Genomic DNA, 12,217 nt, shown 5'->3' with positions numbered 1-12,217 from the left:
CCTTTACCTGGAAACATGACTATGACTATGAACGTTATTGCTATCATGAATCACATGGGCGTCTACTTTAAAGAAGAGCCTATCCGTGAGCTTCACCGCGCCCTGGAAGGCCTGAACTTCCAGATTGTTTACCCAAATGACCGCGAAGACCTGCTGAAGCTGATTGAAAACAACGCCCGTCTGTGCGGCGTGATCTTCGACTGGGATAAATACAATCTCGAGCTGTGTGAAGAGATCAGCGCGATGAACGAGTACATGCCCGTTTATGCTTTCGCTAACAGCTACTCCACCCTCGACGTGAGCCTCAACGATCTGCGCATGCAGGTTCGCTTCTTCGAGTACGCGCTGGGCGCCGCCGCCGATATCGCGGCTAAAATTCGCCAGAATACCGATGAATACATCGATACCATTCTGCCGCCGCTGACCAAAGCGCTGTTCAAATATGTTCACGAAGGCAAATACACCTTCTGTACGCCAGGCCACATGGGCGGTACCGCTTTCCAGAAAAGCCCGGTCGGCAGCATCTTCTATGACTTCTTCGGCCCGAATACCATGAAGTCAGACGTGTCGATTTCCGTTTCCGAACTGGGTTCTTTGCTTGACCACTCCGGCCCGCACAAAGAAGCGGAAGAGTATATCGCCCGCGTCTTTAACGCCGAACGTAGCTACATGGTGACCAACGGCACCTCTACCGCCAACAAGATTGTCGGCATGTACTCAGCGCCAGCAGGCAGCACCGTACTGATTGACCGTAACTGCCACAAATCGCTGACCCATCTGATGATGATGAGCGACATTACGCCAATCTACTTCCGTCCGACCCGTAACGCCTACGGCATTCTGGGTGGGATTCCGCAAAGCGAATTCCAGCACGCGACGATTGCCAAACGCGTGAAAGAGACGCCGAACGCCACCTGGCCGGTACACGCCGTTATCACCAACTCCACCTACGACGGCCTGCTGTACAACACCGACTACATCAAGAAAACGCTGGATGTGAAATCCATTCACTTCGACTCCGCGTGGGTGCCTTATACCAACTTCTCGCCGATTTATGCCGGTAAATGCGGGATGAGCGGTGGCCGTGTAGAAGGCAAAGTGATCTATGAAACCCAGTCTACGCACAAGCTGCTGGCCGCGTTCTCTCAGGCTTCGATGATTCACGTGAAGGGTGATGTCAACGAAGAGACTTTCAACGAAGCCTACATGATGCACACCACCACCTCTCCGCACTACGGTATCGTGGCCTCCACCGAAACCGCCGCGGCGATGATGAAAGGTAATGCCGGTAAGCGCCTGATTAATGGCTCTATCGAACGCGCGATCAAGTTCCGTAAAGAGATCAAACGTCTGAAAGGCGAATCCGAAGGCTGGTTCTTTGATGTCTGGCAGCCGGATCACATCGATGGCCCGGAATGCTGGCCGCTACGCTCCGACAGCCCGTGGCACGGCTTCAAAAACATCGATAACGAACACATGTACCTCGACCCGATCAAAGTCACCATTTTGACCCCGGGGATGAAGAAAGACGGCACCATGGACGAGTTCGGTATTCCGGCAAGCCTGGTGGCGAAGTATCTCGACGAGCGCGGCATCATCGTTGAGAAAACCGGCCCGTACAACCTGCTGTTCCTGTTCAGCATCGGGATCGATAAAACCAAGGCGCTGAGCCTGCTGCGCGCGCTGACCGAGTTCAAACGCGCGTTCGACCTGAACCTGCGCGTGAAAAACATCCTGCCGGCGCTGTACCGCGAGGCACCGGAGTTTTATGAAAACATGCGTATTCAGGAACTGGCGCAGAATATCCATAAACTGGTTGAGCATCACAACCTGCCGGACCTGATGTTCCGCGCGTTTGAAGTACTGCCGGAAATGGAAATGACGCCGTATGCCGCCTTCCAGAAAGAGCTGCACGGTGAAACCGAAGAGGTTTATCTCGATGAGATGGTAGGCCGCGTTAACGCCAACATGATCCTGCCGTATCCTCCGGGTGTTCCGCTGGTGATGCCGGGTGAAAAAATCACCGAGCAGAGCCGTCCGGTGCTGGAGTTCCTGCAGATGCTGTGCGAAATCGGCGCGCACTATCCGGGCTTCGAAACCGACATCCATGGCGCTTATCGTCAGGCTGACGGCCGTTACACCGTAAAAGTGCTGAAAGCAGCAAACAACAAATAATAAAAAAGTAGAGGGAAGCGGCATGCCGCTTCCCTTTTTTCACGCCGCAAGGAGTTCACATGAAAACACCCTCACAACCGCGCGCGATCTACTACATCGTGGCGATTCAAATTTGGGAATACTTCAGCTTTTACGGCATGCGCGCCCTCCTCATCCTTTATCTCACTCACCAGCTCGGCTTTAACGACAGCCATGCGATCAACCTTTTCAGCGCTTACGCTTCTCTGGTCTATGTGACCCCTATTCTGGGCGGCTGGCTCGCCGACCGCCTGCTCGGCAACCGCACGGCGGTGATTGCCGGTGCGCTACTGATGACGCTCGGCCACGTGGTGCTCGGCGTCGAATCCGACGCGACCTGGAGCCTGTATGTTGCGCTGGCGATAATTATCTGCGGCTATGGCCTGTTTAAATCCAATATCAGCTGCCTGCTCGGCGAGCTTTACGCGCCGGATGACCATCGCCGCGACGGCGGTTTCTCGCTGCTGTATGCCGCCGGAAATATCGGCTCCATCGCCGCGCCGATCGCCTGCGGGCTGGCGGCCCAATGGTACGGCTGGCACGTCGGCTTTGCGCTGGCGGGAGTCGGCATGTTTATCGGCCTGCTGGTGTTTTTAGGCGGCCACCGCCACTTCCGCCACACGCAGGGGGTAAATCGCCCGGCGCTGCGCGCGGTGAAATTTGTGCTGCCGACCTGGGGCTGGCTGGCGCTGATGCTGTGCGTCGCCCCCGTGTTCTTTACGCTGCTGCTGGAGAATGACTGGTCCGGTTATCTGCTGAGCATTGTCTGTGCCGCCGCCGCGGTGATTGTGGCGCGTATCATGCTGCGTTTCCCACAACAACGCCGCGCGCTGGGGCAGATCGTTCTGCTGATGCTGACCGGTACGCTGTTCTGGGTGCTGGCACAGCAGGGCGGCAGCTCCATCAGCCTGTTTATTGACCACTTCGTCAACCGCCACTGGTTGAATATTGAAGTGCCCACCGCGCTATTCCAGTCAGTGAATGCAATTGCGGTGATGTTCGCTGGCGTCGTGCTCGCCTGGCTGGCGCGTCCGGAAGGGGGGATTAGCTCGACGCTGCGGGTGTGGCTGAAGTTCGCCTTTGGCCTGGCGTTGATGGCCGCGGGCTTTATGCTGCTGGCGCTGAACGCACATGGTGCGCAGGTCCATGGCCAGGCGTCGATGGGAATGATGATCGTGGGTCTGGCGCTAATGGGGTTCGCGGAGTTGTTTATTGACCCGGTCGCGATGGCGCAAATTACCCGCTTGAATCTGCCCGGCGTCACTGGCGTACTGACCGGTATCTACATGCTGGCAACCGGCTCCGTCGCCAACTGGCTGGCGGGCGTGGTGGCACAAAAAACCACCGAATCGCAGATCAGCGAAACGGCTGTCGACGCCTACGGGCACTTTTTCTCACAGATGGGGGAATGGACGCTGGGTTGCGTGGCGCTGATTATGGTGCTGGTCGTCTTGAAACGTCTGCTCGGCTCGCCCAGCGCGCCGCTGGCGCAGGCTGACGAATAATACAAAGGCCGCCTGAAACTTTGTAGGCCGGATAAGGCGTTTACGCCGCCATCCGGCACCTCATGTAGGTCGGATGGCGCTTTGCTTATCCGGCCTACGCCGACCGCCTGCGTATCCCCGCAGGCAGATGAGGATGGGCTTAGATTGCCGCGTCGTCCTCTTCGCCGGTACGGATACGAATCACGCGCGCCACATCAAAGACGAAAATTTTGCCGTCGCCGATTTTGCCGGTCTGGGCGGTACGGATAATGGTATCCACGCAGGTATCGACGATATCGTCGGTGACCACGATTTCAATTTTTACTTTCGGCAGAAAGTCCACCATGTACTCGGCGCCGCGGTAGAGCTCGGTGTGGCCCTTCTGGCGACCAAAGCCTTTCACTTCCGTTACCGTCATCCCGGTGATGCCCACTTCCGCCAGCGCTTCACGGACGTCATCCAGTTTGAAGGGTTTAATAATCGCATCAATCTTTTTCATGGTATTCCTGTCGTTTTTATCGCGTAACCGGTTGCTTACCGTATCATAAATCACTCGTATGTACGGTGCTACTCTTTAAAATCGTTGGCGTCCAGTTCATGGCGCGAGAGTAATTTATAGAACTCGGTACGGTTGCGGCCCGCCATCCTCGCGGCATGGGTAACGTTACCTTTGGTAATTTGCAGCAGCTTGCGCAGGTAGTTAAGTTCAAACTGATTACGCGCCTCGACAAAGGTTGGCAGCGCGGTGTTTTCCCCTTCCAGCGCCTGCTCCACCAGCGCATCGCTGATCACCGGCGAAGAGGTCAGCGCCACGCACTGCTCAATCACGTTCACCAGTTGACGCACGTTGCCCGGCCAGTTGGCCGCCATCAGACGCTTCATCGCATCGGTAGAAAACGCGCGCACGAACGGTTTATGTCGGTCGGCGGCCTGGCGCAGCAGGTAGTTTGCCAGCAGCGGGATATCTTCGGTACGTTCGGCAAGCGTCGGAATCTTCAGATTCACCACGTTCAGGCGGTAGAACAGATCCTCACGGAATTCGCCGCGCGCCATCGCTTTCGGCAGATCCCGGTGGGTGGCGGAAATAATCCGCACGTTAATGTCCAGGTCGCGGTTGCTGCCCAGCGGGCGCACCTTACGCTCCTGCAGCACGCGCAGCAGCTTCACCTGCAGCGGCGCGGGCATATCGCCAATTTCATCGAGAAACAGCGTGCCGCCCTCAGCCGCCTGGAACAGCCCCTCACGGTTGCTGACCGCGCCGGTAAAGGCACCGCGAGCGTGACCAAATAGCTCGGACTCAAGTAGCTGTTCCGGCAACGCGCCGCAGTTAATCGCCACAAACGGCTTTGCGTGACGCGGGCTGGCATTATGAATCGCCTGCGCCAGAATCTCTTTGCCGGTACCGCTCTGGCCGTTAATCAGCACGCTAACGTCCGATTGCGCCACCATTTGCGCCTGCTCCAGCAGGCGCAGCATCAATGGGCTACGGGTGACGATGGCTTCCCGCCACTGCTCATCATTGGCAGGCGAAGAACGCGCTAACGCCTCATCGATGGCCTTATAGAGCGCATCTTTATCCACCGGCTTGGTTAAGAAACTAAACACGCCTTGCTGCGTGGCGGAAACCGCATCCGGGATCGAGCCATGCGCCGTGAGGATAATCACCGGCATACCCGGCTGCACTTTCTGGATTTCGCTGAACAGCTGCATGCCATCCATTTCGTCCATGCGCAGATCGCTAATCACCAGATCGATACGCTCTTTCGCCAGTACGCGAAGCCCCTGCTGACCGCTTTCCGCCGTATCGACGCGATAGCCTTCGCTAGCCAGGCGCATCCCCAGCAGCTTAAGCAGACCGGGATCATCATCCACCAGCAGCAGGTGCGCAGGTTTACGGTTACTCATGTTTATCCTCATCAGATGCCGCCGGATGTGATATATCAGCGCCCGGCTTACGGCTGGAAAGCTGGCGTTCAATGTCCGTCAGGTTTTGCAGTTTGCGGGTGGTGAGATCCAGTTCAGCCTGGAGCTGCTGCTGCTGCAGACGCAGCGCGTCCAGCTGACCATCGCTGGTTTCCTGCAGTTTGCTATAGCGCAGTCGCTCCTCGGACAATGACAATTGCAGCGCCTGACCATCGCGCCATACCTGGTAGAGCGGACGAATGCGGGTAGGAATTTGCGGGCTCAGCGCGTCAATGTCGCTGACCAGCTGACGTCGCTCCGCGGGGGCAATTTTGGCGTTTGCCAACAGGATGCCGCGCTTAAACGCGCCCTGCCAGCTGTCAGCAGCCAGAGAGTTCGCTTCGGCACGGGCGCGGGCCGCCGCCAGACGGTCGGCACAGTCCATACCGCGCAACCAGTAAAGTGGATTGTTTTCGGCAGTACCGCCATTCAGCGACCAGATGTCATCGCAATCGGTCGACAGATAATCCGCCACCTGCTGTCGCGGCTCGCTGACCTCGCCGCTGGCGCCCGCATTGTGCGGTAAAAGCGTGGCGTTACATCCGGAGAGCATCACGCAGGCCAGGCCTAACAGGCCATCTCGCCACTGCCGTAGTCGTTGACCCGTACGTGCTAATCGTTGGGGCATAGTCACTCGATATTGATTTAGGTGGTTGTTTTTTCAAGCCCAGGGGCCGGAAGCTCGATGCGAAAACAGACGTTGCCGTCCTGAGCGTCAAGGAGATGCAGTTCGCCGTGCATTTTGCGCACTGAATCGCGCGCCAGGCTTAACCCCAGACCGCTCCCTTTCACCGCGCCTTTGCGCTGGTGGCTGCCCTGGAAGAAAGGCTCGAAAATCATTAATTTTTCTGCGTCCGGGATAGGTGAGCCGGTATTGATGACATCAATAGAAACACGCCCCCCTTCCCGACGGCTTCGGAGATAAATGTTACCGGATTCAGTGCCATAGTGCACCGCATTCGAGTAGAGATTATCCAGTGCATTCATTAATAGCGTCGGCTCCGCCAGGCAGCCAGCCGCCTGCAGGTCGACCTGCGTGCGCATCATTTTAGCTCGCGCGGGCAGGCTGTGCGCGGAAACGACCATCTCGATCAACGGCGCCAGCGCGACATACTCCATCCGTACGGCAGTTTCGCTGAGCTTACGGTTATAGTCCAGCAGCTGTTCAATCAGGGTTTGCAGGTTGCGGCTGCTGCTATCAAGAATAGCAACCACCTCTTTTTGCTCGGCGGTAAGCGGCCCAACCACCTGGTCGGCCAGCAGTTCGGTACCTTCGCGCATGCTGGCAAGCGGCGTTTTTAACTCGTGAGAAAGGTGACGCAGAAACTGATGGCGCTGTGATTCCAGCCACGACAGACGCTCGCTCAGCCAGATAATGCGCTGCCCGACGGATCGCAGCTCGCGCGGGCCACGGAACATCACTTCGCCATCCAGCGATTGCCCTTCCCCCAATCGGTTAATCATACTCTCAATGCCCTTCACCGGCCCGATGATCATGCGGGTAAACAGCAGCACCATCGCCAGACTTACCAGGAACAGCACCAGCGCCTGCCAGCCAAAGAACTGGCCGCGCTCGGCAATTGCCTGCTGAAGCTGCTGCCCACGGGAGAAGACGACGGTGCGGGTGGCCTGCACCAGTTCAGCGTTGGCGCTGGAGAATGCTTCCAGCCGGGCCAACGCCTCTTTCTGCGGGCCGCTGTTCGTGCACTGAAGCTGCGTCAGGTCGTGCAGATTCTGGCGCAGCCGCTGGTAAAGGGTTTCATCAGGCAGCACGCCAGCATGCGCGTCCAGCATATCGCTATAGCGCTTCCGTTGATTCTGGTACACCTTCGCCAGCGTAGGGTCATCCAGCACGCAATACTGGCGGTAACTACGCTCCATATCCAGCGCGACATTAGCCATCGCTTCACTGCGGCGAGCGTCGATAAGCGTGGTGCGGTTAGTCTGCTCGGCCTGCGCGCTCAGTATGTTCAGGCTCTGCCAGGCCTGCCACGCCAGCACCAGCAGCGGAAGCAGAATCAGCAGAAAGGCCAGCGTCACCAGTTGGCGCAGCGATCGGGGCGAAAGAGAGAGGCGTTTCAACGGAGGTGTCTCAGTAAATCAACGTACCGGAATGCTAACTGAGGATATCGGCGAGGAAAAGGCCAGAAATAACAAAGCCGGGCAAAAGCCCGGCTTTGTTATGGAATAAGGCGGTGCCTAACTCAACGTTTCGCCCGATGGTTGATAAAGCAGCGCTATTATCAGTTGCTGGACGGCAGGCACCTTGTTGTGCGTCATTCGAAGTTTATGTAGCACGTCCCGAAGGGGCTGACATAAGAAGGTGAATGAGCCACTGGTTAATATTATGCACGATGTGTGCCAATATTCAAAACAATAAATTAACACAATGAAATATATGGAAAATATATGAAAAAATCGCAGTTAACGAATTGCGCGTCATTCACTCACAATGTCGCCGATTAGAGACACTCTTTTCCAGAAAAAATAAATAACATAAAAATCAGATAATTAAGCGTCTCCATTTGGAGACACTGACCTGGGCGATATGTCGGGATTTACCGACACCCGCGCAATACCGGTATCACGTTGTTCGCCCTATCGACACCGCAGAATAAAAAAAGCCCCTCCGAAGAGGGGCTGGAAGGATTAGCCAAGCTGCTTACGCGCGTTACGGAAGATACGCATCCACGGGCTGTCCTCGCCCCAGTTTTCCGGGTGCCAGGAGTTCGCCACGGTACGGAACACACGTTCCGGGTGCGGCATCATGATAGTGACGCGGCCGCTTTCGTTGGTGACCGACGTAATGCCGTTCGGCGAGCCGTTCGGGTTCGCCGGGTAGGCTTCGGTTACCTTACCGAAGTTATCGACGAAGCGCAGCGCCACCAGACCTTTGCTTTCCAGCGCGGCAAGGTGTGCGCCGTCACGCACTTCCACATGACCCTCTCCGTGGGAAACGGCGATCGGCATGCGGGAACCTTCCATCCCGGCCAGCAGCAGCGACGGGCTGCTGGTCACTTCCACCAGGCTGAAACGCGCTTCAAAACGGTCAGAGTGGTTACGCACAAAGCGCGGCCACAGATCGCTGCCCGGAATCAGCTCGCGCAGATTCGACATCATCTGGCAGCCGTTACACACGCCCAGCGCCAGCGTCTGCGGACGATGGAAGAAGGTTTCAAACTCATCGCGTACGCGGTTGTTGAACAGAATCGATTTCGCCCAGCCTTCCCCTGCGCCCAGCACGTCGCCGTAGGAGAAACCGCCGCAGGCCACCAGCGCCTGGAAGTCCGCCAGACCGGTGCGTCCTGCCAGCAGGTCGCTCATGTGGACATCGATAGCGTCAAAGCCCGCACGGTGGAAGGCGGCCGCCATCTCAACGTGGGAGTTCACGCCCTGCTCGCGCAGTACGGCCACTTTTGGGCGCGCACCGGTGGCAATATACGGTGCCGCAACATCCGCAGCGATATCGAAGGTGAGCTTCACGTTGAGGCCAGGATCGTTATCGTTGGCTTTCGCTTCATGTTCCTGATCGGCACATTCCGGGTTATCGCGCAGACGCTGCATCTGCCAGGTGGTCTCTGCCCACCACATACGCAACGTGGTGCGGCTTTCGCTGAACACCGGCTGACCGTTGGCGGTCAGGGTGAAGCGGTCGCCTTCAACGGCTTTACCGAGGAAGTGCACGCAGTCGGCCAGACCGTTGGCCGCCAGAATCGCTTCCACCGCCTCACGGTCAGCGACGCGCACCTGAATCACCGCCCCCAGTTCTTCGTTGAACAGCGCGGCCAGACGATCGTCGCCAAGGCTGGCAACATCCGCTTCCACGCCGCAGTGCCCGGCAAAGGCCATCTCTGCCAGGGTGACCAGCAGGCCGCCGTCAGAACGGTCGTGGTAGGCCAGCAGCTTACGCTGTGCGACCAGCGCCTGAATCGCGTCGTAGAAGCCTTTCAGCTGCGCCACGTCGCGCACGTCGGCCGGCTTATCGCCCAGTTGACGGTAAACCTGTGCCAGCGCCGTTGCGCCCAGCGCGTTGTGGCCCTTGCCGAGATCAATCAGCAGCAGGGCGTTGTCTTCGGTGACCAACTGCGGCGTAATGGTGTGGCGAACATCTTCCACGCGGGCAAAGGCGGAAATCACCAGCGACAGCGGCGAGGTCATTTCGCGCTGTTCGTTGCCTTCCTGCCAGCGGGTTTTCATCGACATCGAGTCTTTACCCACCGGAATGGTGAGGCCCAGCTGCGGACACATCTCTTCACCGATGGCTTTCACCGCTTCGTACAGACCGGCATCTTCACCCGGGTGACCCGCGGCGGACATCCAGTTTGCCGACAGCTTAATATGTTTGATATCGCCGATCTGCGTGGCGGCGATGTTGGTCAGCGCTTCCCCTACAGCCAGACGAGCGGAGGCAGCGAAGTCCAGCAGCGCGACCGGCGCACGTTCGCCGATTGCCATCGCTTCACCGTAGTAGCTGTCGAGGCTGGCGGTCGTGACCGCACAGTTAGCTACCGGAATCTGCCACGGTCCCACCATCTGATCGCGCGCCACCATACCGGTAACGGTACGGTCGCCGATGGTCACGAGGAAGGTTTTCTCAGCGACGGTCGGCAGGTGCAGCACGCGGTTGACCGCGTCAGCCAGCGTAATCTGCTCGCGCGCCAGCGCTTCGCCCTTCGCTTTCAGCGTCTGTACATCGCGCGTCATCTTCGGCGTTTTACCTAACAGCACATCCAGCGGCATGTCGATCGGCTGGTTGTCAAAATGGCTGTCGCTCAGGGTTAAATGCTGCTCTTCAGTCGCTTCACCAATCACCGCATACGGCGCGCGCTCGCGCTTACACAGTTCGTCAAACAGCGGCAACTGGTCGGCGGCAACCGCCAGCACGTAACGTTCCTGAGATTCGTTACACCAGATTTCCAGCGGGCTCATACCCGGCTCGTCGCTGAGGATATCGCGCAGCTGGAATTTACCGCCGCGACCGCCATCGCTTACCAGCTCCGGCATGGCGTTGGACAGACCGCCCGCGCCGACGTCGTGAATAAACAGAATCGGGTTGGCATCGCCCATCTGCCAGCAGCGGTCGATAACTTCCTGACAGCGGCGTTCCATTTCCGGGTTATCGCGTTGTACGGAGGCGAAGTCGAGATCGGCATCAGACTGACCGGAGGCCATAGAGGATGCCGCGCCGCCGCCGAGGCCGATGTTCATCGCCGGGCCGCCGAGAACGATCAGCTTCGCGCCAACGACGATCTCGCCTTTCTGCACGTGATCGGCGCGAATGTTGCCGATCCCGCCCGCCAGCATGATCGGCTTGTGGTAGCCGCGCAGCTCTTCGCCGTTGTGGCTGTTAACCTTCTCTTCGTAGGTACGGAAGTAGCCGGTCAGCGCCGGGCGACCAAATTCGTTGTTGAATGCCGCGCCGCCCAGCGGGCCGTCGGTCATGATATCCAGCGCGGTAACAATACGTTCCGGTTTGCCGAAATCTTCTTCCCACGGCTGTTCGAAGCCAGGAATACGCAGGTTGGAAACGGAGAAGCCCACCAGCCCGGCTTTCGGCTTCGCGCCGCGCCCGGTGGCGCCTTCATCACGAATTTCACCGCCGGAGCCGGTTGCCGCGCCCGGCCATGGAGAGATGGCGGTCGGGTGGTTATGGGTTTCCACCTTCATCAGGATATGGGCTGGCTCCTGATGGAAATCGTAGCGACCGGTTTTGTGGTCGGCAAAGTAGCGCCCGACTTCAGAGCCTTCCATCACCGCGGCGTTGTCTTTATAGGCAGACAGCACGTGGTCCGGAGTGGTTTCGAAGGTGTTTTTAATCATTTTAAACAGCGACTTCGGCTGCTGTTTACCGTCGATAATCCAGTCGGCGTTAAAAATCTTGTGGCGACAGTGTTCGGAGTTGGCCTGCGCGAACATGTACAGCTCGATGTCGTTCGGGTTGCGCCCCAGTTTGCTGAACGCGTCCTGCAGATAGTCAATTTCATCCTCCGCCAATGCCAGGCCGAGACGCACGTTGGCGTCAATCAGCGCCTGACGGCCCTCACCGAGCAGGTCGACGCTGGAGACCGGCGCAGGCTGGTGATGCGCAAACAGTTTTTCCGCATCCTGCAAGGAAGCAAACACGCTCTCCATCATGCGATCGTGCAGTTCTGCCGCCACGGCGTTCAGCTGCGCTTCGGTCAGGCTTGCGGCTTCAACGTAGTACGCCACGCCGCGTTCCAGACGCAGCACCTGCTGCAGACCGCAGTTGTGGGCGATGTCAGTAGCTTTGGAAGACCAGGGAGAGATAGTGCCAGGACGGGGAGTGACGAGCAGCAGTTTACCGGTAGGGGTATGGCTGTTCAGGCTCGGGCCATACTGCAACAGTCGCTCGAGTCGGGCCCGCTCGTCTTCGGTCAGCGGCGCGTCCAGGTCGGCAAAATGGACATACTCGGCGTAAATATTGCTTACCGGGAGGTTGGCTGCCTGAAACCGCGTCAGCAGTTTGTTAATACGAAATGCAGACAGTGCAGGCGAACCACGCAGAATTTCCATCATAAGTCTCTCGTCTTCTCAGCTTTCAGTGTGCGCAATGGGGG

At 58.0% G+C, this 12,217-nt stretch carries 7 protein-coding genes; 2 read left to right on the top strand and 5 right to left on the bottom strand.

Features of this window, described 5'->3' with window-relative positions; translation table 11 throughout:
* Positions 1-27 precede the first annotated feature (27 nt).
* Positions 28-2,175 carry a lysine decarboxylase CadA gene (gene cadA / locus ABTW00_RS06000; RefSeq protein WP_433640942.1) on the top strand — a complete coding sequence of 716 codons (2,148 nt, stop codon included), beginning with the start codon at positions 28-30 and terminating at the stop codon, positions 2,173-2,175.
* Positions 2,176-2,234: 59 nt separating this feature from the next.
* Positions 2,235-3,698, top strand: a complete 1,464-nt coding sequence (dtpD, locus tag ABTW00_RS05995) for a dipeptide permease DtpD (protein WP_433639533.1) — start codon at positions 2,235-2,237, stop codon at positions 3,696-3,698.
* 139 nt (positions 3,699-3,837) lie between these two features.
* On the opposite strand, the gene glnB is transcribed toward dtpD, so the two are convergent.
* The 5 genes from glnB to purL form a co-directional block, all read right to left on the bottom strand.
* Entirely contained in the window at positions 3,838-4,176 is a 339-nt protein-coding gene (glnB, locus tag ABTW00_RS05990) for a nitrogen regulatory protein P-II (protein WP_002914032.1), read from the bottom strand.
* Between the two features lie 68 nt (positions 4,177-4,244).
* Positions 4,245-5,582, bottom strand: a complete 1,338-nt coding sequence (gene glrR / locus ABTW00_RS05985) for a two-component system response regulator GlrR (RefSeq protein WP_064543473.1) — start codon at positions 5,580-5,582, stop codon at positions 4,245-4,247.
* Entirely contained in the window at positions 5,575-6,267 is a 693-nt protein-coding gene (qseG, locus tag ABTW00_RS05980; protein WP_074416781.1) for a two-component system QseEF-associated lipoprotein QseG, read from the bottom strand. The genes glrR and qseG overlap by 8 nt, the downstream gene beginning before the upstream one ends.
* 17 nt (positions 6,268-6,284) lie before the next feature.
* Positions 6,285-7,721: a two component system sensor histidine kinase QseE/GlrK gene (gene qseE / locus ABTW00_RS05975; protein ID WP_065355946.1), complete on the bottom strand. Its 1,437-nt coding sequence runs from the start codon at positions 7,719-7,721 to the stop codon at positions 6,285-6,287.
* Between the two features lie 567 nt (positions 7,722-8,288).
* Positions 8,289-12,176 carry a phosphoribosylformylglycinamidine synthase gene (purL, locus tag ABTW00_RS05970; RefSeq protein WP_433639529.1) on the bottom strand — a complete coding sequence of 1,296 codons (3,888 nt, stop codon included), beginning with the start codon at positions 12,174-12,176 and terminating at the stop codon, positions 8,289-8,291.
* Positions 12,177-12,217 lie beyond the last annotated feature (41 nt).

The organism is Kluyvera georgiana (assembly GCF_050990895.1).
Lineage (GTDB): Bacteria > Pseudomonadota > Gammaproteobacteria > Enterobacterales > Enterobacteriaceae > Kluyvera > Kluyvera georgiana.
This window is presented reverse-complemented; position numbering and strand designations above follow the sequence as displayed.

Bases quoted from the DNA above. Each gene is read 5' to 3' on its own strand.
- dtpD (WP_433639533.1), top strand. From the start codon at position 2,235: ATGAAAACACCCTCACAACCGCGCGCGATCTACTACATCGTGGCGATT.
- glnB (WP_002914032.1), bottom strand. From the start codon at position 4,176: ATGAAAAAGATTGATGCGATTATTAAACCCTTCAAACTGGATGACGTC.
- glrR (WP_064543473.1), bottom strand. From the start codon at position 5,582: ATGAGTAACCGTAAACCTGCGCACCTGCTGCTGGTGGATGATGATCCC.
- cadA (WP_433640942.1), top strand. From the start codon at position 28: ATGAACGTTATTGCTATCATGAATCACATGGGCGTCTACTTTAAAGAA.
- qseG (WP_074416781.1), bottom strand. From the start codon at position 6,267: ATGCCCCAACGATTAGCACGTACGGGTCAACGACTACGGCAGTGGCGA.
- purL (WP_433639529.1), bottom strand. From the start codon at position 12,176: ATGATGGAAATTCTGCGTGGTTCGCCTGCACTGTCTGCATTTCGTATT.